The sequence below is a fragment of the Leptospira fainei serovar Hurstbridge str. BUT 6 genome (assembly GCF_000306235.2).
GTDB lineage: Bacteria > Spirochaetota > Leptospiria > Leptospirales > Leptospiraceae > Leptospira_B > Leptospira_B fainei.
Map to the genome: position 1 here is coordinate 116,372 of NZ_AKWZ02000004.1, position 23,183 is coordinate 139,554.

The 23,183-nt window shown below is 44.8% G+C and carries 17 protein-coding genes; 6 read left to right on the forward strand and 11 right to left on the reverse strand.

The window, feature by feature from the left end; genetic code table 11:
* Positions 1-29: 29 nt before the first annotated feature.
* From LEP1GSC058_RS06735 to ribH, 3 genes are read right to left on the reverse strand one after another with little or no spacing between them, the layout of a single operon-like run.
* The gene (locus LEP1GSC058_RS06735; RefSeq protein WP_039948130.1) at positions 30-2,099 is read right to left on the reverse strand and encodes a tetratricopeptide repeat protein; all 2,070 of its coding nucleotides are present in this window, start codon (positions 2,097-2,099) and stop codon (positions 30-32) included.
* A complete protein-coding gene (gene nusB, locus LEP1GSC058_RS06740; RefSeq protein ID WP_084680383.1) occupies positions 2,047-2,511 on the reverse strand; it encodes a transcription antitermination factor NusB in 465 nt (154 codons plus the stop codon). Before nusB ends, LEP1GSC058_RS06735 begins: the two co-directional genes overlap by 53 nt.
* A 3-nt stretch (positions 2,512-2,514) precedes the next feature.
* Positions 2,515-2,976 (reverse strand): 6,7-dimethyl-8-ribityllumazine synthase, encoded by a 462-nt coding sequence (gene ribH, locus LEP1GSC058_RS06745; protein ID WP_016548738.1) that lies wholly within the window; start codon positions 2,974-2,976, stop codon positions 2,515-2,517.
* A gap of 35 nt (positions 2,977-3,011) precedes the next feature.
* On the opposite strand from ribH, the gene LEP1GSC058_RS06750 reads away from it, so the two are divergent.
* Positions 3,012-3,821 (forward strand): tetratricopeptide repeat protein, encoded by an 810-nt coding sequence (locus LEP1GSC058_RS06750; RefSeq protein WP_016548831.1) that lies wholly within the window; start codon positions 3,012-3,014, stop codon positions 3,819-3,821.
* Between the two features lie 287 nt (positions 3,822-4,108).
* On the opposite strand, the gene LEP1GSC058_RS20295 is transcribed toward LEP1GSC058_RS06750, so the two are convergent.
* Positions 4,109-4,276 (reverse strand): hypothetical protein, encoded by a 168-nt coding sequence (locus LEP1GSC058_RS20295; RefSeq protein ID WP_016548747.1) that lies wholly within the window; start codon positions 4,274-4,276, stop codon positions 4,109-4,111.
* A 76-nt stretch (positions 4,277-4,352) separates the two neighbouring features.
* Between LEP1GSC058_RS20295 and LEP1GSC058_RS06755 the strand changes: the two genes are divergently transcribed.
* Positions 4,353-4,937 (forward strand): hypothetical protein, encoded by a 585-nt coding sequence (locus tag LEP1GSC058_RS06755; protein ID WP_016548800.1) that lies wholly within the window; start codon positions 4,353-4,355, stop codon positions 4,935-4,937.
* Entirely contained in the window at positions 4,931-6,274 is a 1,344-nt protein-coding gene (locus LEP1GSC058_RS06760; protein WP_016548751.1) for a peptidoglycan recognition protein family protein, read from the forward strand. The genes LEP1GSC058_RS06755 and LEP1GSC058_RS06760 overlap by 7 nt, the downstream gene beginning before the upstream one ends.
* Here the strand turns inward: LEP1GSC058_RS06760 and LEP1GSC058_RS06765 are convergent.
* Entirely contained in the window at positions 6,271-7,404 is a 1,134-nt protein-coding gene (locus LEP1GSC058_RS06765; protein WP_156860666.1) for a helix-turn-helix domain-containing protein, read from the reverse strand. The genes LEP1GSC058_RS06760 and LEP1GSC058_RS06765 overlap by 4 nt on opposite strands.
* Before the next feature lie 305 nt (positions 7,405-7,709).
* Here LEP1GSC058_RS06765 and LEP1GSC058_RS06770 point away from each other — a divergent pair, with 305 nt between their 5' ends.
* A complete protein-coding gene (locus LEP1GSC058_RS06770; RefSeq protein ID WP_016548794.1) occupies positions 7,710-10,025 on the forward strand; it encodes a hypothetical protein in 2,316 nt (771 codons plus the stop codon).
* Between the two features lie 124 nt (positions 10,026-10,149).
* On the opposite strand, the gene LEP1GSC058_RS06775 is transcribed toward LEP1GSC058_RS06770, so the two are convergent.
* From LEP1GSC058_RS06775 to lon, 6 genes are all read right to left on the reverse strand, one after another.
* Positions 10,150-10,617 (reverse strand): Dps family protein, encoded by a 468-nt coding sequence (locus LEP1GSC058_RS06775; RefSeq protein ID WP_016548904.1) that lies wholly within the window; start codon positions 10,615-10,617, stop codon positions 10,150-10,152.
* A 145-nt stretch (positions 10,618-10,762) separates the two neighbouring features.
* Positions 10,763-11,962: an NHL repeat-containing protein gene (locus tag LEP1GSC058_RS06780; RefSeq protein WP_039948132.1), complete on the reverse strand. Its 1,200-nt coding sequence runs from the start codon at positions 11,960-11,962 to the stop codon at positions 10,763-10,765.
* 669 nt (positions 11,963-12,631) lie between these two features.
* Complete coding sequence (locus LEP1GSC058_RS06785; protein WP_016548847.1) at positions 12,632-13,867, reverse strand: NHL repeat-containing protein; 1,236 nt, start codon at positions 13,865-13,867, stop codon at positions 12,632-12,634.
* 189 nt (positions 13,868-14,056) lie between these two features.
* Complete coding sequence (gene lvrA, locus LEP1GSC058_RS06790; RefSeq protein ID WP_016548874.1) at positions 14,057-16,522, reverse strand: hybrid histidine kinase/response regulator LvrA; 2,466 nt, start codon at positions 16,520-16,522, stop codon at positions 14,057-14,059.
* 279 nt (positions 16,523-16,801) lie between these two features.
* Entirely contained in the window at positions 16,802-17,917 is a 1,116-nt protein-coding gene (locus LEP1GSC058_RS06795; RefSeq protein ID WP_016548888.1) for a DegT/DnrJ/EryC1/StrS aminotransferase family protein, read from the reverse strand.
* Positions 17,918-17,977: 60 nt separating this feature from the next.
* Complete coding sequence (gene lon, locus LEP1GSC058_RS06800; protein ID WP_016548768.1) at positions 17,978-20,428, reverse strand: endopeptidase La; 2,451 nt, start codon at positions 20,426-20,428, stop codon at positions 17,978-17,980.
* A 106-nt stretch (positions 20,429-20,534) separates the two neighbouring features.
* On the opposite strand from lon, the gene LEP1GSC058_RS06805 reads away from it, so the two are divergent.
* Together LEP1GSC058_RS06805 and LEP1GSC058_RS06810 are read left to right on the forward strand one after the other, a co-directional pair.
* Positions 20,535-21,473, forward strand: coding sequence for an NADP-dependent oxidoreductase (locus LEP1GSC058_RS06805; RefSeq protein ID WP_016548777.1), 939 nt, complete (start codon positions 20,535-20,537; stop codon positions 21,471-21,473).
* Between the two features lie 199 nt (positions 21,474-21,672).
* Positions 21,673-23,169, forward strand: a complete 1,497-nt coding sequence (locus LEP1GSC058_RS06810; RefSeq protein WP_016548787.1) for a pectin acetylesterase-family hydrolase — start codon at positions 21,673-21,675, stop codon at positions 23,167-23,169.
* The last annotated feature ends 14 nt before the right edge of the window (positions 23,170-23,183 follow it).

Below are 23,183 nucleotides of genomic sequence, written 5' to 3' on the forward strand. Positions count from 1 at the left end.
GCAAAAGAAGAGAAGGAAGGAAATCCGTCTCAGAAAACTCCCTCCCGTTGCGACGAACCTTCTAACGCGGCAGAAGCAGCACGCTTATTATCGTAAGCTTCCGTATTGGAAGGATCCAAATCTATGGAGTTTTGAAACGCTCGAACAGCTTTTTTATATTCTCCATTCTTATAATAAGCAACGCCTAGATAATTGTACGCCGTCGATGCGGTTTTGGGTTTTACTTCGGAGCGAACGATCGCGGTCAATTCCTCGATAGCCTTTTCGCGATCCAAAACGGAATTGGAGTCCAATAAAATTTTCGTCAGAACTAAGCGACCTTCGTAATCGTCCGGATTCATATGCGCGGATCGATACGCCTCGTCCTTTGCCCTGTTCCGCAAATCCGGATCCTTGGACTTGTTATATAATAAGGCAAGCTTCTTATGTGCCTGCTGTAATTCCGCGCTATTCCGAGATTGATTCAATATTTGTAATAGGATTTTTTCCGCGCTCGAAGTTTGATTCGAACCGATATACGCTTCCGCTAATTTAAGAGCCACCTTATAATAGTCTTCCTTCTGTTTAAACAGAGCGGAATACTCTTCGATTGCTTCGCGATAGAATTTATTTTCTAGATAATAATCGCCTAAAGCTTCCTTAGGCTTGATATCCGTAGGATCTAAATACGCCGATTTCCGGAAATTCTCAATCGCTTGCACTCCGTTGCCGGTATGTTTGTATACCAAGCCGAGATTATAATAGGCCTTTGCATTTTTAGGGTTGATATCCAACACGCGATTCAGGTACGTTACGGCTTCCCCATACCGTTCCATTTGGTCCAATACCACGCCCAAATTGATCAGAGCGGTTTCGGTAAAACTATCTCCGGGAGTCGAGTCGACGATTCTCCGATACGTCTCTTCGGCAGCGAGTAAATCACCTCGATTATAATACGTTTCCGCCAATTGAAAAAGTAAGTCTAAATTGTTCGGATTGTATTTTAAACCTTTATGAAGAGCATCTATAGATTGCTCTCCTTGATTTAATTGTTCGAATGATTCCGCAATGGATCTGAAAATCTCCGGATCCGAAGCGCCGGCTAACTTGGCCATCTCAAGATATTTTAACGCTTCTTCCATCTTTCCGTTCTTTTTTAATACTACGGAAAGGTTATATAGAGCTTTTGCATCGTTTGGAGAAAGAGTCGCGGCTTCTCGAAAATAATGTTCCGCCGAGCCGTAATCCCCGCGATTATAAGCGATATTTCCCAAATACGCGCTGGAAAGAGCGGATAACTTTCCTCCCCTGGATTTTAGAATTACCAGCTTGAATTGCTCTTCTGCCTGAGGAAGTTCCCCTTTTTTAAAATAGCTAACGGCTAAGTTATAGGCCAGATATGGATCATCGGGTGAGGTAGATAATCCCCGCTTATAGGCGTCAATAGCCGCGTCCGGGTCGTTGATTTCATTGAATAAATTCCCGGCTAAAAGAGCGATCCGCGGATCATCGGGGGCAAGCTCTTTGGCTTTCATCGCGGTAGATCTTGCATCCGCGAATTGACCGTTATGCTTATAGGCTAGAGTAAGATTATAATATGCGTGAACGTTTTTGGGATCGTAGAGTACCGCTTTTTGCAAGCGTTCGATCGCTAACGGAAATCTCCCGGCTTCGTCGTGAATGACTCCGAGAACCGTAAGCGCCACCGACTTCTCCTGTTCTGTCGAAGGTCCGTTTAGAAATTCGGTACAATAATCGAAAGCCTGTCGAGTGAATCTCTCTTTATAAAGATTGATGCATTTGGTTAGCTGCGGATTAGCGCTGCCTTCCGGAAGATAGGGCCTTTCCAAAAGTCTACTGATATCTCCTTTGGGAGCCAGTAAATCTTTGCTTCCGGAAAAACTTCCACCTATTAAATCCGTTTGACGATGAGTATAGTAGTACCATCCCGCGGCCAAGAATGCGAGAAGCACCAAGAGTATCATCGCACCCCAGAAAAATGCTAATTTATTATAAGTACGACGAGGCCGAAATTCTTCCGGCTCCTCACCGTAATAGGCTGAGGCTTTAGGTTCTTCCGTCTCCAGGAAGATCCGGTTTTTGCGGATCGGGTTTTCCATGTCGGTTGGTCTCGTATTGAAGAATGGAGTTCAGGATTCCATTAATGAACGGAACCGAATTTTCGCTCTCAAACTCTTTGGTTAGCTCAACCGCTTCGTCGATCACGACTGTAGGCGGGATTTCCATTGAGTTAAGCAGCCCGTAGATGGATAAGCGCAATATACACTTATTCACCGGGGAAATTCTTTCAAAATCCCAATTCCTCGAGTACTTCTTGATTAGAGTATCGATGGCCTCGCCGTTTTTCACAACCCCATTTATAATCGAAACGGCAAAATCCCTCTCATCCTTTTCGATTTTTTTGTCGTACCATTTGAATTTTAAGACTTCGGATAAGGGCGGTTTCACTAATTCCAGCTGATAAAGCGCCATCACGGCGATCTCCCTGGACTTCCTGCGGGAAGTGGACATGGATTAGAGTAGTGCCAACAGATTGACCATTTCAACGGCTGTCAGAGCGGCTTCATAACCTTTATTACCGGCTTTTGTCCCGGCTCTCTCAATAGCCTGCTCAATAGTATCTGTTGTTAGAATTCCGAAAGCTACCGGGAGAGAATATTGGACCCCAATAGAACCGACTTTGGCGGACTCTCCCGCAACATAATCGAAATGCGCAGTTGCACCGCGAATCACAGCGCCTAAGCAGATGATGGAGTCGTATTTCTTGGATGCAGCAGCTTTGGAAACGACAAGCGGAAACTCGTACGCTCCGGGAATCCGGACGATAGTAATGTCTTTGTCTTCGACGCCGGTCGCAAGTAGAGCGTCCGTCGCTCCTTTCAAAAGACTTTCCACGATAAATTCGTTAAAACGGGATACGATGATACAGTGTTTTTGACCTGTACCGTTCAGTTTTGCTTTGAGTTCCTTAGGCATCGGTTTCCTAGTTGATTCTATTATCGAAAAAACACATGTTACCCTCTGTGGCAACCGGAAAAGAGACTCGATTATTCAAATTCTTCCCTTTATCAAAGATCGGACTCGGCATTTTCCTTTGCTACTTCTCGTCCTGCGCTTCCATTCAAACTATCTGGAAACCTAACGATTCCTTTATTAAGAGCTTGGAGTTGCCAAACTGGGTATTGGAATCTTCCATCAAGCTTCGGGTCTTCAATGATACGCCGAATACCGCCAATCCGGAAGATGCACTTCCGGAAGACGATATCGCATTTTATTCCAATAATGCCCGCGTATTGATGGCAGCTTCACCCGCCGCAATGAAAGACATTTATAAAATGGCCGGGTGTCTGGATGGAACCGAATTAGTTACAATCCGCGGAAATAAAATCACTGAAAATCAGGAAGATATTTGGTACGGAATTTGTCGGAGCGGCGCCCAGGATACTGTCGTGTTCAAAGTATTCGATATGGGGAATGATCATCTTTATCGTCTTTACGAGGATGAACTCCTGCCCAACTGGGAGGAGGCAAGAAAGATCGTTCAGACAAATCCGGAGAAAGCCATGCGGCTGGCTAATAAATTGATCGAGCACGAACCCTCCCATCCCGGAGCACGGAGGTTATTGGGAAGTCTATATTTAAAGGCAGGATATTGCCCGGGAGCCATTCGCAACTACCGGATCTATTTGCGGATCATGCCACGGACCCCTGAAAAAGAAAAGATAGATTCTATTGTGAGCAAATCCTGCAAGGATAGCTTAATACCCAAGAAAAAAGAGCAGAAAGAATATTCGGAAGATTTGCCGAACTTAGGGGATTAGAATCTTGGTTCAGAAAAGCTTCTTTCCGGCAAGCATCTTCTCTTAGTGGTGTCGGGGAAAAAGGGCTGGATTCTGTGGGAGCTCATACCGATCTTTCGGATCGAAAATGGGTTGTGGCTCTTTGAATTTTGTGATACGCGGTATTTCCACCGCTGCGCTCCGGCCCCCGCCCAGGAAGGGTGGGGATTTTCTAGCTAAAATCCGACCGCTATGAAAGATATAATCCGCGAATTGTTCAGTGCATTCAGCTCTTGTTCGAGAAGATTCCTGAACGCTGCCTATCGCCTCTATTCCTTGATTCTCAAAACCAAGGTAATTTTTCCGTCGGGTTTCTCGACAACTTCAAAACCTTCTTCCTTTAAGGTCTTTTTGATCCTGTAAAATCCTAAATTTACAACTTTAGGAAGATTCTTCTTAGAAGATCGAGAAGAGTATTCGTTCGGCAGAGCATCCATCCATATTAGTTTCGGTTCCGGAACGCTTCGTCTTGACCTTGACAGGAAGAATTCCTCGCAGGAAATGAGAAAGGAAATGCAACGGATTTTCCTCAGTGTTCTTGTTCTTTTATTTTTAGGAACTGGGACTGCCGGTCTTTTTTTTCCGGAATGGTTTGAATCGCCCATACTCCTTTGGATTCATTCCAAATTTTCCTTCGTCGTTTTTGTAATTGTGATTTTGCTGGCTTCTGCCGCAATTTTACGCATTACGCTCAGAGCCCGAAGAACGATGCGAAATCAAGCAACTGCGGTTGAATCCCATCTGCGGAATATCCTCGAGGAACTGGTTCAGGATTCCCAAGCATTGGGAGATTTTTTGCGGACAGACCTCCCGCAAATGGAAGATAGACTGAAATCCTCGAGAGAAAAGCTTGCAAAGGAAGTTTTCTCATCCTTCACATCGGTCTGGACTCGAATCCGGACGGATGCCGAAGCCGCCTTTCGAGAATTGGAATACCTTCCGATGGAACCGGAGCAAGCGGCAGAAAAAGAAAGAAAACACGCAATATTAGAATATAAAGATCTTTTAAATCGCCATACGAAATCCAAGGCCGTACTAGAGCGGGTAAGATCCGACCTTTCTTTATTAAAGGAAAAGCTAAAGGAGAAAGGATGTTGAATCGTAGATACGCTTTCATACTGGCGATTTTATTCTATCAATGCGCATCGGAACAATCCATAGACCCTCAACCGGCAGGACCGTCCGTTTCGGAATCGGTAGTTCCGATAAAAACGTTTCTTCCTTCTGCCGAACGTTTCGGAGATCTAGTATTGAATCGGTGGAATATCCGGACAAAGGGAATATTACTTCACCATACGAGAGGACTTGGCCCGGAAGAATATATTCGCAAGAGTATAACGGGAGGTTGGCTTGTTCATTATCTAGTGGATAGAAACGGGAAAATCTACGGTGTAGAAGAAGCGGGAAAAATCCAGGTAAAGGCCGCGCCAAAAATGGACGAGAATGTAATTCATATCGCGTGGGAAGGCAACCGCGAAGATGTGCTTAAACGTTCCTCGCAAAAAAAAGCGTTATTCAACTTAATCAGAAAACTCGCGAAAGAATATAAGATCTCATTCACAAATTATGATATAGATTCTAGAAACGGGATTTTTACTCATACGCAAGCCAAAAAAAGATTCGGTCGATTTCTGGACGGAGGTGATTGCGGAAACGAAAACGTAGTAAAGGCGCTTCTGGAAGAATCGGGAGGAAAATATTACTCGGAGCCCGAGTGGAAAGACCGATTCGGTCCCGATTGGGTTTTGAGGAAAGAGCGTCCTTTTTCAGGGCCTACCGGAGAGCCTCAGGAACCGACATATGATAAAGGGCGAGGAGTAACGCCTGCCCCGAAAGCGGAATTAGAATCCATTGAAAAAACAAAGGATGGTCTCCTCCCGGAAGAACGTCGACTACGATATAATTATCGAGGTGCAATCACCGCGGACTGCGTAGTTTTGCATTTTACTGCGATTCCTGATTATAATCTCACGTTAAAAGTATTAGAAAAACGAAATCTATCGGCGACTTTCTTAGCGGACAAGGACGGGAAAGTGTATCAGCTTCTGGACCACCATTTGCATATGGCCGCCGCCGCGACCGGAACGAATAGAAATTGCTTTCAAGTCGAGATCGTCGGCAAAGATACTGAAATGCTCTTAGCAAACCCTCTTCAATCGGAAGCCGTTGCCAAACTCGTTAAAGAACTTTCACAAAAATATAATTTTCCTTTGGACAACAAGGCAATCGAACTGCTGAAAGGAGTATATTCTCATACACAGGCAAAAAAGAAATGGGGAGGCTCGATTTTCCTAGACGCGCAAGATTTTGATCCGGGCGAGCCCTATATGAAAAAGATTCTAGACCTGGTTGGCGGTAAATTCTATTCGGAAAAAGATTGGCAGGATAGAAACAGCGACAATTGGATCCTGCTTTTTACGGAATTTCAGCCCTAAAGGCTAACCGATTTCGCAATCCTCGGTTTGGCAGACTCCGTATTTTTTTCGGATCGCGTTCGACGAAGTTGACTAGGTGTTTTGCCCGTAATCTTTCGAAACGCGTCGTTAAACGAAGATTTCGAATTGAATCCGACAAAATAGCAAATGGAGAGAATGTCTTTTTCGGGATTCTCCGAAAGCAATGCCACGGCTTCGTCGATTCGAAACCGGTTAATATAACTATAGAAACCTACCTGTAAATGTTCGTTCAGGAATTCCGTAAGCTGGTACGGTTTGATTTCTAGATCGTCGGCAAGACTATGGAGAGTTAGATCCGGGTCTCGGTACAATTTCCCTTCTCGCATCAACTCATCCATTCTCAGTTCAAGCAAGGCCAAATCCAGTCCGACTAATAAGGATTTTTCGTATTTCTTTCGGCGAACTTCCCGCGTTAAAGGTGCAAAAAAATTGGGATATCTCGCAGGAGCGAGAAAAAGCAAAATAACGGTGAATGTTACGAGCATTCCCCCGATTTCGAACAGATCGTTCCAACCTGCCATAAACCCGAAAATCAGAGAATACATCGCGCAAACCGTGACCGTAGCTAAAGTCAAAATGAAGCGGATTTGCGGGCGGATTTCCTTTACGGAAAATACGGTTAATAGCATTCGATAACGGACCAGAAAGTATCCTGTCGTTAACAAGGTAGTCATCATGAACGAAAAAGCCAAATAGTGTCGAAAACGAGCGGTTCTAAATTCCTTTAAATCGTCGATTATTACCGAAATCGGTCTAGCAAAAAATGCGATTTCCAAAATCAGAAAAATACCCGGGACGATGAAATGCAATCGGACGTCGCGATCGAGCGCTTGATTCGGGTAAAGAAGTGAACGCGTGTATAAAAGAGTCAGGGGCCCTATCGTGGAAAAAGAAGTCAGTAGTAGAAAGATGGAATGCGGATAAGTTTGATCCACTTCTCTCACGACATTGCCTGAGGAAAATAAAATGATACCTAAGGCGACGAATAATACCGTAGCTAACCTATCCTCTCGCCCTTTTTGTCTCGATAGAATACGTTGGACCGCTAGCAGGAATGAAAGTCCGGCTCCGAAATAGATGATCGCGACTCCCGTTCCAAAATTTAACATGATCGGTAGTTTAAAAAAAAAGAGCGATCTGTCAAGTTTTCTGACTTTCAAATCACTTAGATCCGGATCGTTATTTCTTATTATTTCATTATAAAAACGGAAAGAATTAGTTGGAGGCAAAAGTAATTCTTATTCCTTACTTATAATTCACTTATTTCTAAAATTCCTTTTTTATAACAACAGTTCGAATAATATAATCCGAACGTTCGAGTTCTATCCGTCGGACGACTCTTTCTAATTAACAAAGTATTCTTCATCTCAGTAACGAATTGACGGATCAGCAAACCGTCGGAGTGGAGCTACAAATGGAAACGCGAAGTGTGAAAAAAGCTAAGGGGCTATTCAAGATCGCATTAGTTACCCTAACTGCTTTAGTTGCAGGATGTCCCGTAGGAATTTTTACCGAATTCCCCAATCAAGAAGAAGTTTGCACTTTCGATGCGTTGCGCGAGGGGATCAGAGCCGTATCTGCTGCCTCCTTTCCGCAACCGCAATTGCAATCTTTACTGATCAACGGAAATCTTGCCTGGCAAAATTTACCGAATAGCCCGATTCCGGTTCCGCCTCCCACACTCAGTCCCGGACAAACTATCACTCTGAAAGGTACGGGATTCGGAGCAGGGCCCGACATTGATTATTCCAAAATTATGATAGGAAATACCAGAGTTTTGGAAACGGATCTGACAATGTATGAACAACGACTTGACGTCGCCAAACAGGTTAATTTCGAAGTGGATGCCATCGAAGATACCTGGGGTAAATATATCGTCAGCTGGACGGATACTGAAATTCAATTTGTCGTTCCCGAACACACTACCAGCGGACCGTTAATCGTCCAAGTTCAAAAGAGGATCGGATACAATGAATCTCTTTTAAGACCGGGACAATCCCATAATGTCATCAATGCGCAAACGAGAAGAATCACCGACGAAAGCTTCAAACAAGCATGCGACGTTGTTTCCATCTTAAGCGATGCAAAGGCCACCGATCCGTTAACCGTAAGCGTGAATAATTCCGGCTTCGGAGCATTATTTTCGCTCGGTGAAAAGATTTTTTGGTCTTACGATTTTAATATCGGTATCGCTCATATCATTCGGAATCTGGATTGGAGTAAAATTTTCGGATACCAAGCCACCGATCCGGTTACGGGTTATATTGCCGATCCAGCATTATTATTCGGCGCAAACAAAGCCAATGCCGGGGAAGTTCCTTCCGCAGCAACCGATAACGTTTACTTCGACCCGTATCCTCAACCGACTCCGATCCCGGGGTTTTTGGGATCGGATCCTCTATTGAAAGGAAATACCAGAAGCAGCGGTTGGGCAGGCTACCGTTATGCGGAAGCGTCCAATCCTTACACCGGAAAAGGCGAATGGATAGGATTTAACTGTGCTTCTTGTCACGGCTATAGAGTCAGTTTCGAAGCTACCCCGGGAAACGTAGTCACAAAAGTGATACCAGGACTTCCCAATCCCAAATGGTCCCTGAAATGGTCATTATTAGGAAACTTTAAAGGTGTTATCGCAAGCGAACCCGGTCCGGTTTTCGATTCCGGCACTAAGGACGTGGATAAGACGATTCTCATTTACTCTCTACCTCAAGGCGCCGGAGAACATGCATTGATCCGGATAAAAGGAGAAGGCAGCGAAACCGACAACGATTATCAATTTTCCCCGATCGCGATTCCTAACGTAACCAATTATATGGGTATCAGGAGATCGTTATCGCATACTGAGTCCTACGTCGGATTCGAAGGTTCTTACATACATTCCGAAGAGCCGGACGGTTCCACAGGTTCGATGCGAGCTCACGAACTGCAAGCGCTCACCGCATATATGACTAAACTCGATCAGTATGATCGACCGCTACGGCAAGTCGGATTATATCGTTGGTTAAAATACAAAGGAAAATTAAGCGGTCAAGTCGGAGGGGACCCGGGAGAGGGAAGCTTTGCGCAAACCGGTTGGGAGTCGTTCTCCGGCATTTCTGCGGCGGTCAATCGAGGCAAAACCGTCTTTCAGAGGGATTGCGGAAGTTGTCATAACGATAAAGTGGGTTTGAACTCCAACGAAAAGATGTTTCGTTTAAACGAAGTCGGTCGATTCTTCACCCCGACCATTTACCAACGAAAACAACAGTCGATCCGAGCAACGTTCTTACGCGATATGTACTGGGTCCAACATCGAGGTTTACTGACCGACGGACACGTCAGAAATTTGGAGGATCTAGTCAATCCCGATCGATGCACGGAGGGATCGCAGCTATACAACTCCTACTATACCGTGCACAATGCCTCCATACCTGCGTTAGGTGGGCCCGATTTCCCGGATCCGTATCCTGCTCATAATAGGAAGGGGGACGTGTTTCGAGTACCGAAATCTCCTACCGATACGGATACCGGTGTTAAGAGAAATCGATTTATCGAAAGACACAAATACTTTGTATCGATTCCGGGAGATAATAATTGGTATTACTGGGATTATCAAAAGATGAGACGCGAATACGGTCCCGACGAATTAGGAACGACTACACCGATCGGAATGCCGGCTGCGCCTCATCCTTGGTGCACTAAAAATACTAACGATGTGGATGATTTGGTAGAGTATATCCTCACACTCTAGGGTCCTTTGACCGTCCGGTAAGAATATCCGTAACGAACAGACGGATATTCTGGAAAGGGTTCCGCTCTGAACGTTATTCTCCGTTCAGTCCTTTCCGGAGCAGATCCTACCGGACTTTTATTTTCTACTCAAGCATGCTTCGCAACATCCAAGCGGTTTTTTCATGAATTTCCAGTCGTTGAGTCAATAAGTCCGTTGTCACTTCATCCCCGCCTGATTCTGCAGCAGGAAGAATTGCTCTTGCAGTTCGAATCACTGCTTCATGCCCTTCTACCAAATTTTTTAACATCTCTTCCGCCTTTGGAACGCCATCCTCTTCTTTCAAAGAAGTCAGGCTAGAAAAGGCCTTGTACGTTCCCGGAGCCGGATATCCGAGAGATCGGATTCTTTCGGCAACTAGATCCAGAGCATTCCATAGTTCCGTATATTGCGTCATGAACATGAGATGTAGAGTGTTGAATAATGGCCCAGTAACGTTCCAATGATAATTATGAGTTTTGAGATATAAGAAGTAGGTATCGGCCAAAAGACTTTGTAAGCCTTTATTGATCGCATCTCTATCTTTATCCGGAATTCCAATGTTTGGTTTCATAAATACCTTCTGTGTAGAATTAATATAAAGTTAGAAAGCTCTACACACTTAGGCTCTTTTTCAAGCTGAAATACTGAAAAAACCGTTCAATTCCGATGAAAATAAAACCAAAAACGATGAGCGATAGGTTTCTTGTTCATTTTCCCTAAGGAAAGTATAGGACTCGAATATTTGTGGTATCTCCGACCCAAAGTTGGCCGCAAGAACTCAGCGCAAGAGCCGCAACGACGCCAACGCTATCTGCAGTCGGACCTGTTTTACCAATATTAGTATAATCGGACTGACCCAAAACCTTATCGGCCGCCCCGCCGTTGGCAACGCCACTAGCATAGTGAAGCACTCTTAAATTTCCGGTGTCCCCTACCCATACTCCCCCGCCGGAGTCGATCGCGATACCCTCGGGTTGGTAAAGGGAAATTTGTGTACGAGTAAATTGTCCAGCGCTGGAAGTATAGTTTGTCTGCCCCAGAACTCGATCAGCATTTCCTCCGCTTGCGACTCCGCTCGAAAAATGAAGGACTCGGTTATTCGCATATTCAACGATCCAAATTCCACCATTAGAATCGACTGCCAATCCACGAGGGTCATTCAATGCATTCTGAGCGGTTACACCGCCGGTTCCCGTCGTGTAATTCGACTGACCCAAAACTAGATCCGCATTCCCGCCGCTCACGATTCCACTCGGGAAATGAAGTGCCCGATTATTTCCACCGTCAGAAATCCAGATTCCTCCCGTCGATTCGACCGCTACGGCATGGGGAGAACTCAATCTATTTTGCGTAGTTGAGCTTGTCCCGCTGGTATAATTGGCCTGACCGATGACCAAATCCGCATTCCCGCCTGTAGCTACCCCGCTTGGGAAATGAAGCACTCTATGATTCCCGGAATCCGCCACCCAAAGTCCACCGTTGGAATCGACTGCCAACCCTTGCGGGGTCGTCAATGTGCTTTGAGTTGTTCCCGCCCCGCTTGCGGTAAAATTAGACTGGCCTATAACGATATCCGCATTGCCTCCTGTTGCTACACCATTTGGGAAGTGCAGCACACGATTATTAGTGGCATCAGCAACCCACAACCCGCCTTTCGAATCTACCGCAATTCCCGACGGTTGCTTAAATTGACTTTGGGTGGTTCCTGAAGCGGACATCGTAAAGCTTGACTGTCCCAAGACTACGGTTGCCGATTCGCCAAGCGTTAGTGTAGGATTCGCTGTACAATTTGATTGTGTGCCCGAAGCTGCCAAGAGTGCAATTAGTAGATTATTTTTGCTATCGTGCTTGGGTTTGCAAGAGAGTATGATTGTTAGAGAGGTTAAAATTAATACAGGCAATTTGAATTGGTTCATGTTCACGAATATCCTTTTCTATACGTCAGAACAAATTGATGATTCTCTTATGAAACTAAATAACTTCGATACAAAACGGCTTCGACTAGCCTATAACTTAGCAAAATCTATGCAGATAAGACATTTTAATACGGAAACATTTTCGCCTAACTCAATATACCAAAGAAGAATACGTCAATCGGATTTAGGAGAACTTGAATAAAATATCAATTTCAGAAAGAAAACAATTCACTTCATCTGAAAGAAGGCATAAGTATTCCGAAGTTTATAACGACGAACAACGGTTTGTCGACATCCCTTTTTGAATTAGATTCATTGGAATCGACGGCAAGATTTCTATTTAGGCAATTGGCACAATCGATTCGATCCGAAATCAATTTATAAGGCGATTGTACACAAAATAGGCAGAATTCTAATTCCGCAAAAGAACTATCGGAACTTTCGATCGACTAGCTATTTGCAATGGTTGTTCGATATAAATACCCCACCCTGCTTGGGCGGGGGCCGGAGCGAAGCGGCGGAAATGCCGTATTTCACAAAATTGCTTCTATTACAATCAGTTTTCTCTTCTAAAATCTGTTGGAACTCCTACAGATCTTAATTTCTGGTTGCAATCCTAAAGCTTCGCGAGGGAAGGCATCTTGCCTTCGATATAATAGAATATGTTTTCTACGGATAATAAAGAACGCGGTGATCGCTATAGTCGGCCACCCAAAGTTGGCCGCAGGGAGAAACGGTAAGCGCATTCGGTCCTCCCATCAAGGCTGCCGAAACCGTATTGCCGGAATTATTGGATGTATAATTCGGTTCACCTAATACGTTATCCCCATTCTTTCCGTTCGTAAACGGAGCTGAGAAATGAATCGCTCTTCGATTCCCGTAATCGGCAACCCAAAGACCCCCGTTTGCATCCGTAGACAAACCGGTCGGCGTCCATAATCCACTCTGGGAAGTTGACGGAGTGGAACTTCCAAACGTCGACTGTCCTAAAACGGTATCCGCATTCATGTCGTTTGCAAACGGAGACGAAAAATGCAAGGTTCGGTGATAACTCGCATCCGAAACCCAAATCCCTCCGCTTGAGTCCATCGTTACTGAATTGGGATTCGCCAAAGTGGACGCGCTCGCGCTAGTAGTGCCTCCCGATGTAAAACTCGTTTGACCAAGCACTAAATCCGCTGCCTTTCCGTTGGTTAACGGTGGGGAAAAATGCAGCATTCGATTATTCCCGGTATCAACGACCCATAATCCTCCCGACGCCTCAACGGCAACTCCTCTCGGACTATTCAATAATGTAGTAGATACTCCGGAGATTCCGCTTGTTCCAATCACCGTATCCGCGCTTCCACCGCTAGCAACTCCGCTTGGAAAATGTAGGATCCGATGATTTAAATAATCGGCTACCCAAATACCGCCTGCAGCATCGACGGCTACCGCCTGTGGATTATTGAATTGATTTAAAGCGCTTCCAAGAGTACCGCCTAAAACTATATCAGGTGTCCCTCCGGAGGTAACTGTCGAAGGATAATGTATGATCCTTTGATTTTGCGTATCCGATACCCAGATGCCGCCTTTAGAATCATGCGTTATTCCTTGCGGATAATGCAATTGGGCAGCGCCTGAACCGAATCCGCTACTTGCAAAGTCGGTCTGTCCAAGAACGACCGTCGCGTTTTCCCCCGAAGAAAGGCTAGGAATCGCACAACCGCCTCCGCCGGACGTCGAAAGGTTTCCAAGTATAAGCGACAGTAAAAATCCGCTTCCATGACTCATGTCTACGTTTAAGGGTTTTGCCTGATTGCAATCAAAGATTACAAGAAACACTAGCGGAATTAAGAAAGAAGACCGAAAATTTGCCGGCTTATATAGAGGATTCATTAAGCAATTTCGCAGTTCGTCTAACATTTCTATTTACCCGACCTTATCCTCTATTAGAGTTAACATTCTAGAAAGAAGAAATTGAATCGGAATTTGCAAAATCTTTAAAAATAACAATCAGTCAACGTTCTTAAAAAGAGAACACGATAGGCGGATGGATGAAAAGGGAAAAATATCTCGTTAAAACGAACTAAAACTTTAGAATTTCGCACAATTCTAAGCGATCTTTGGGAGAGTAAAGTAAAACGTCGCGCCTTGATTTACGGCGCCTTCGGCACGAACCTTCCCGCCGTGACGTCGAATAATGCGTTCCACTATAGCTAGGCCTACTCCTGTGCCTTCGAAATCCTGATTCGAATGCAAACGTTGGAACACTTTGAATAGCCGATTAGCGTATTTATCATTGAATCCGGCGCCATTATCTTTTACAAAATAGGTATTCTCCTCGGATCCTCGTTGGCAGCCGATTCGAATTTCCGGCTCCTCCTTTTTAGAAGTATATTTAAAGGCGTTTGCGATAAGATTTACCCAGACTTGTCGAATCATGGATAAATCTCCGAAGGCAGTCGGCAATTCTTCGATCTCCAAATTAAATTCCTTATTCGGATAAACGGCTTTTACGGTTGATGAAACTTCCTTTACCAAATCCGACATATCAATATTTCGAAATTTAGCTTCTAATTTCGTAACTTTATAGAAGGAGAGCAAATCTTCGACAAGATTGGCCATATGCGCGGCGGTGGATATTATCACATTCACCATTCGTAAACCTTCGGCATCCAACACGCTTGAATAATCTTCTAAAACGAACCGCGCGACACCTTCGATGCCGCGAATCGGAGCCCGCAAATCGTGTGAAATTGAAAAACTGAATGCCTCTAGTTCTTTATTCAGATTTTCTAAATCATCGAGCGATTTCTTCAGCTTAACAAAATTTCTAGCTCTGGCTAGCAATTCTTCGGGAGCAAAGGGTTTTAGCAAATAGTCCTGACCTCCATCCTGTAATAGGCGAATACGGAGAGCATCATCCGTCTTAGCACTTACGAGAAGAATCGGAGTTCTCATCAAATCCGGTACGATTCGCAACTCGCGAACCATCTGCTCTCCGCTCATAATCGGCATCATTACGTCCGTAACGATGAGATCCGGTACCAGCCGGATAGCTTTTTCCAGCCCGTCTTTTCCGTTCACAGCCAAGCTCACGTTGAATTCCGCGTTCAAAGTTTCGTAGATGTATTCTCGCATTTCGGAATTGTCCTCAACGACCAGAACATGCGGAAGATTGCGATTTCCGACTCCTGTTCCTTCTATTTCCGAAAGACGTCTGAATTCCTGCAGAGTGCCTGACACCGTTGCGTCCGAAATTGCGCTATACTTACCCGTAGAAACTCCAACCGATACGGGAGCTTTCAATGGTATCCTAACGTCAAAAAGGGCTCCTCCACCGGAATTTTCAGATACCGAGATTCTTCCTCGGTGCAAATCGACGAAATCCTTTACAATTGAAAGACCGAGGCCCGTTCCTCCGAAGGACCGAGTATCCCCGTCGTTCACTTGGCGGAATCTCTCGAATATCGCATCACGAAGAGAGTCCGGGACTCCCGGTCCGTTATCCGAAACTATAATATTAGCAAAGTCTTCTTTTTCGTTTAATAAACAGCCGACCTTTCCTCCATCCGGTACGAATTTGAAGGCATTTGCGAGAAGGTTCAGTAGGATTCTTTCGACTTTTGCCGGATCGACTTGCGCGGATAGAATACTTGGTCCTTCTACGAAATAGGAAATGGATCTTTCTTTCGCGACGGAATCGAAATGAGAAGCGATTCTTTGCAGCAGCTTGGACAAGTCGATTTCCGAATATTCGACGTTCATTTTGCCGGCCTCTACTTTCGACACGTCGAGTAAGTCATTGACGTGTTTTAATAAAGTTTGCGCATTTCTTTCGACCACTTCCAAGTCGGACCGGTATTTATCCGGGATTTCGTTCTTCGATAATAACTTTCGAATAGGTGCAAGTATCAATGTCAGTGGAGTCCGCAATTCATGACTTACGTTGGCAAAAAACTGGGATTTCAGCTGATTCATTTCGTTCAATCGTTTATATAATTGCTGGAGTTCCTTTTCTCTTTGAGATAACTCCTCGTTAAAGTGCAGCAATTGTTTGTTTGCCTTTTGAACTTCTTGTGCCCGTAGATAAATTTCCGATTCCATCGACGCCGTTCGCGTTAATAGTTCCTCGGCTAATCGATTCTGTTGGTTTCCTAAATCCTTGAGTTTAACGAACTCGGTCACGTCTTCCACTCGATGAATAATATAAATCAGGTTTCCGGAAGAATCCAAAACCGGCGAATTAACGGGACTCCAATATTTCTCTTCGAAACCTCCACCTTCCGATTCGGGAAGTTGAATATCGTATTTTTGGACCGCCATCGAATTTTGGGCCTTATCTTCAAGAACTCTTACCAATGAATCGCGTAGATTACTCACTCCCGTCGCCGTAGGATCGGACGGATTGTCAGGGAAGACTTCGAATATTCCGCGACCTAATATCGTCTCTCGCTCCGTCTTAGTGGCGGCAAGATATGCATCACTTACCGCTACTATCGAGAGTTTCGGGTCCAATACCAAAAACAAACCGGGGATCGATTCAAAGAGCAGCTTAAAATTAGGATTCGAGTGCAAAAGAATTCTCCGGCGATATAATTACAAGAGTAATGACTCGTTGAAAGAGATTAGAATGCTATATACTTCTTGCGCATTTTCAAGAACTTTAATAAGGATCGATGGATCTTTCGCATCTTTTTAAATGCGAAAATTTATTGCCTATGTCTAAAATCGGTTATAAAATGGGCCGCGACTCGGGGAATAAAAAACCGCCAAGTTCCCCGGGTAAGGAATCGAAGCGGTCAGTCTTAAAAATTAGAGTATAAGAAAATCGATCTATATCGAAATCGAATCTATCTATTTTTTATATTCCCGTATCACAGAAAAAACTTCCTCGAGTTCCGCATCCGTCATATACGGGAATAGAGGGAAATTCAGAACGGAAGAGCAGATTCGCCCCGTTCTATGTTCTTTTCCGAATCTACCTTTGATGTACGGCTTAGCGCCTTCCTGGTCGCTCATTGCGCCCGGATAAATATTTCCGAAGCCGATTCCTTTTGCTTTTAGGACCTCTTGAATTTTCGGTCGTTCCGACGGATCGAACAAAGTCACATTACAATAACCGTTTTCAAAAAAGTCTTTCGGAGGATGTATGACGTTTACGCCCAATGCTGGTAAAACCTCGTAATATTTTTCCACAGCCTTTCTTCTAGATGCGATTCGGGCGTCCAAGAAAGGTAAGTTCAAGTTCAGAAAACCAGCCTGCAAAGTATCCATACGCGAATTCCAGCCCACGTCACCATAACCGTAGTGGGATGTCCTTCCGTGATTTGCCAACATACGCACTTTCGCGGCGAGTTCTTCGTTATTCGTGAAGACGGCTCCACCGTCGCCCGCGCCGCCCAAGACTTTTGCGGGATAAAAAGATGTCGTACTAATTAGGGCATCTTTGTATATCGGTTCTCCTTTGTATTTAACGCCGAAGCATTGGGCTCCGTCTTCCAATAGGGGAATTCCTTTAGACTTGCAAAGCGTCCGGAAATCCTCCAGATGAGAGCTCCCCCAACCGTAAAGATGAACGATAATGGCAGCCTTCGGTTTTACTTCTTCCAAAGCTTTTTCGAATTCTTCAAAATCCATTTGAAGGTCGACCGAATTCGTATCAACGGTCGCAGGATTCGCACCCACATTGACGACTGCTTCGAACGTTGCCCAAAACGTAGAATCAGGAATGAGGACAGTATCTCCCTTTCCGACTCCAAGCGCGCGCAAAGCCAACTGCAAAGCGTCAGTTCCATTCGCGCATGCGACGGAAAATTTTGTCCCGGTTACTGCGGCTAAATTTTTTTCCAAGGTCGAGACTTCATCCCCGCCGATAAAAGAAGCGTTCTTACTGAGAGTCTTGACTTTTTCTTCCCAAGAGTCCAGAAGACCCGTCTCAAAACGCTTTATGTCGATAAATGGTACGCCCATGTGATCTCCTTCGAACAGCTTTTGATCCATAGCGGAAAAAGCAATTCTTTTGAGACGGCATTACTTACGGTTTCGCTTCTTAACAGGTACCGACTTACTTTTTATCGTTTTCTTTGCGGCGACCGTTTTTGAGTTCATGTAAGGAGCCAAAACTTTCGGATCAAACACTAACTTTTCGACGTCTTCGAATTTTGTAACCGGAAAGAACTCCATTCCTTTCTTCACATAATCCGGGATTTCATCCAATTGCGGTTGATTGTCTTTGGGAAAAATAATCCGATGGACTCCGACTCTCTTTGCAGCTACGATTTTTTCCCGTAGCCCGCCGATCGCTAAAACTTCTCCGGTTAACGTAAGTTCTCCCGTCATACCGAATCCCAGTTTAATCCTCTTTCCTATCGCAAGAGATAGGATAGCGGTAGCCATCGTGATGCCGGCGCTTGGGCCGTCCTTGGGGGTGGCTCCGTCTGGAACGTGCAAGTGAATCGTTTTATCCGTAAAAAGATCTTCAGAACCTAAGAAATTCTTAATAAAACTTAAAGCGATATTGGAAGATTCCTCCATCGATTTTCCGATCATTCCCGTTAGCATAATACCGCCCTTGCCTTTGACAAATACGGCTTCTATTAATAATGTCGCACCTCCAACCGACGTCCAAGCAAGCCCCAATGCGGTACCTGGAACGGTAGGTTTGGTCATCCGATCATCGACATATTTGGGAACCCCTAATAAGGATTCGATATCCGTAGAATGAATCGTCTTAGGATATTTTTGACCTTTTACGATCTGCAAAGCGATCTTTCGGGCAAGTTTATCCGTTTGCTTTTCCAATCCTCGCACTCCGGACTCCCGAGAATAGTGATCGATCATCGTCACGACAGCGTTTTTATCCATTTGGATACCGTACGGTTCGAGTCCGTTCTTCTCCAATACCTTCTTCCAAAGATGCCTTGAAAAGATCTGCACCTTTTCGTCAGTGATATAACCCGAGAGGTTGATGACTTCCATCCGATCCAAAAGAATCCGGCTAATACTATCCAGCGTATTAGCCGTCGCTATGAAAAAGACCGAGGAAAGATCGAAAGGAAGATCCAGATAATGATCACGGAAGGTTTTGTTCTGCTCCGGATCCAATACTTCCAATAATGCGGAAGCAGGATCCCCTTGCATACCCACTCCAAGTTTATCGATTTCATCCAAAAGAATAACGGAATCTTTTTCCTTTGTGATCCGAAGAGCCGTGATTATCTTACCCGGCATCGACCCGATATAGGTTCTCCGATGTCCTTTAATTTCCGCTTCGTCTCTCATTCCACCGACTGAGAATCGAAAAAATTTGCGACCCATCGCTTCGGCAATCGATTTTGCGATGGATGTTTTACCGACGCCCGGCGGACCGACGAATAGAAGAATGGATCCTTTCTCGGTCGGTTTCAATTTTTTTACTGCAAGAAATTCTAATATACGCTCCTTAACGTCGTCCAATTTATAATGATCTTTATCCAGCGTTTTGCGGGCTTTTTCAAGATCTATCTCGCGTGTAGGAGCCGGCTCCCAAGGAAGACTCTCCAAAATGTCCAAATAATTTCTAATTACGTTATAATCTGCGGTGTTCTGATCGGTGTATAGAAACTTCTCCATTTCCCGTTCGACTTCCTCGATCACTTCCGGGTCCGCCGGAACCGCTTTTAATCTTTCCAGAAATTTCTCGTATTTCTTCTCGTATTTATCTTCCTTAAGACCTAATTCGGTTTGGATCGCCTTTAGCTGCTCTCTCAGGAAGAATTGCCTCTGCTGTTTATCGATTTTATCCTGAATATTTTCCTGGATTTCCCGTTGTAAACCGACGAGTTCGATTTCTTTTCTTAAAAACAAAAGCACTTTCTCAATCCGATCCTTCAGATTGATCGCTTCAATTACGGATTGATAATCCGCTTTTTCTATATTCAAAATGCTGCATACGAAATCGGCCATTTTTCCGGGCTCGTTGACATTCAGCATCGTAAGCTTCATCTCTTCCGTAAAAAGGGGATTATTCTGAGCCAATTCTCGGGTCATTACGAGAAGGGTTCTCATCATCGCCTTGATCGTATTTTTCGGGGCCCCCGGGTCCTCTTCGGGATAGGAAACCTTCGCGACTAGAAGCGGTTCGGCAGAAACGAAGGATTCTACTTTAAATCTTCTTACCGTATTGATTAGAATATTGATGGCATCGTCCGGAAGGTTCACTTTTTTCAGAATTTTAGCGACGACACCGTAGGAATAAATATTCTCCTCCGTGTTCTTTTCGTGTTCCTCATCGATCAACAGAACCAGTCCTATGAAGGAGTTCCCACGAAGAGAATTTTCGACGGCTTTACTGAACTTTCCGCCCGGAACGATCAAGGGCGTGATAATTCCGGGAAAGACTGGACGGGATTTAATCGGAATAAGAAAAAGTTCCGGAGGTAAAATTGCGTCTACCGGAACAATATGGCTTTCCAATTCATTCAATTCGTCGATCGGTTCCAAGTTATCTCCTTTTTCATGCGGTACGACGGTTCGTTCGTTCCCGCCTTGTCCAGAATCTCGTAGAGTGCAAGATTCTTAAACCATTCTTTTAGTCTAAGAAAATAGCATGAAAGCAATCCAATTTCGGAATTTTGGCGGACCGGAAGTTCTTGATTATTTGGACCTCCCGGATCCGGTTCCGGCGGAAGGCGAAGTATTAGTTAAGATTATAGCTTCCGGAGTTAATCCTTCCGATTGGAAGATTCGCGAAGGAAGATTTCAATCGCGTATGCCCAATACTCTTCCGATCATTCCTGGATGGGAGTTTTCGGGAATCGTGATCGGCAGAGGCTATTCGGCCAGAAAATTCGAAATTGGGGAAGAGGTATTCTCTTTCTGCAGAAGACCCTGGATTCAAATGGGATCGTATGCGGAGTTGATCTGTCTTCCTGAAACTTATCTGGCCGGTAAACCGCATTCATTAACTCACGAAGAAGCTGCGGGAGTTCCATTAGCGGGAATGACCGCCTTCCAATGTTTGTTTCAAGCAGCCGATTGTTCTGCGAACGACTTAGTTTTGATTTTAGGAGCGAGCGGAGGAGTAGGTTCCTTCGCCATACAGCTCGCAAAAAACACCGGCGCCAAAGTCGTAGCTGTAGCGAGCGGAAGAAACGAACAATATCTGCGTTCTCTCGGTGCGGACGAGTTTATCGATTACTCGACGGGAGATGTTCGGAGTGCATTCATAGAGGCGTTTCCAGACGGGGCAGACCTAGTTTTAGACTTTGTAGGAGGCGAGACATTTACTCAAGGTTTAGCTTGCGTTAAGCCTGGAGGAAATATTATTTCCATCATCGTTAACGATTTCCCTTCCAACGGTAACTTCCAAACTTCCTATGTTTTCGTAGAACCCAATTCAAAACAATTATCCGAACTTGCCAGATGGGCAGATTTAGGAAGGCTCAAAGTTCATATCAGTGAAATCTTTTCGCTGGAGAATGCCCGTTTGGCGCAAGAAAGAATTTCTCAATTGCATACGAGGGGAAAAATAATTCTGAAAATGTGATCGATCCCGGAATCGTTTTTTTATAACGACCGCTATTTATTCGAACCGGTCTTAATGAACGGGATTGACTTTTCTATATTCCTTTTCTACACTCTTGGAAGAACATAAATAACTTTCTCATGCAAAGCGAATAAATAGAAAGTCTAAAATCGAATCCCAAAAAAAGATAATCAGATACGAATAGGAAGAGTTCCTTCTCATGAAAATAGATAGAATCATCATCGGGGCATTGGCAATCTTTATAACGGCGGCAAGTTGTAAGACGAAAAACGATAATAACAAAGAAATCGTCGAACTCGCTTTAGCTGTGGCGCTCTATAATCCGTACGAAAAAATCACCCCAACGTCCGGAACAATCACGATCACAGGCGCAAGTTACACCAACCGGGCGTATAGTCCTTCCTGCACGGGAGTGACAGGAAATACGACCTTCGATTTCTTTCGTAAAAAAATCGTGGATAATAATACGAAACTCTTAATCAATTTCATGGGCGGAGGAGCTTGTTGGGACGGATCTAATTGTTTTGGAAATAATACGACCACTTATTTCAATCAGTTGAATGCAGTCCCCGACCTATTCGTAAAGTTCGCGTTCCGCGGAATCATGAACGAAACCGCTCCAGCCAATCCGTTTAAAAATTACGATGTTGTCTTTATTCCGTATTGCACCGGAGACTTGCATATCGGTCACGCGAACACGGTTTACGTGAATCCGTTAACCGGCACGAATGTCACGATTAGTCATTACGGGTACGACAATGTACTTTCCGTGTTGAAGTACATCCAGCAAAATTATACAAACGTGCAAACAGTCTTTGTAACGGGGCAAAGTGCGGGTGGTTACGGCGCTATATTAAATTATCCTGTTGTTCGGGAGACGATCAAGGGAATCAACGCCGGCGCACAAGTAAGTATGCTTTCCGACGCTTCTAACGGAATCGTACCGGCATCGGGAACACCGGGGGCCTTCTTTCCAAAACTAGCCTCCAAGTGGGGAGTGGAGGCGGCTCAGAATTTACCTACTTGGGTGACGGGAATTGCAGCCGATTATACTTCGAATGCGGCAAACAACGCATCGATGAACGATTTCTTCACGAAAGTCGCCGCTTTTTATAGCGGAGATAGACTAGCGCAGTATGCAGCCATCTTCGACTCGAACCAGCGTTTCTTTTATAATGTAATGGGGCAGATCAATCGAATCAATGGAGTCGGAGCAGCGCTTACGTATTCAGATTCCGCAACCTCGGATCCTTACGATTTCGGTCGAACCTACTCGACAATTTTCGGAGATAGCGACGGAACTTCTCTCTCGGACGGAACTTCGACGAGTTCTGCCGACTTTACGACCTGCGATTGGTCTAAACAGGCAATCTCAAAGATGAAAGCGGTCGCCGCTGCGAGAACGAATTATCGCTACTATTTGGGTCCGGGCGATGTTCACACGATCACCACGTCCGATACCATGTTCACGCTTTCAAGCGGAGGCAACGACTTTACTACATGGCTTACCAATTTTGCGACGGGATCGATACCAGGAAATGTGGAATGCAGCGATAATAGCGGCTCCTGCGTTTCCACAAATTTGGTTAATAATACCGTTAATCGAAATCTTGGGCAGGCAACTTCGGATCAATCCTATGCCGCGTCACGGAGCTTATACACTGCTTGCGGCGGTTTTGCAGGATTAGGATTATAAAGGAGAGGAAAAGA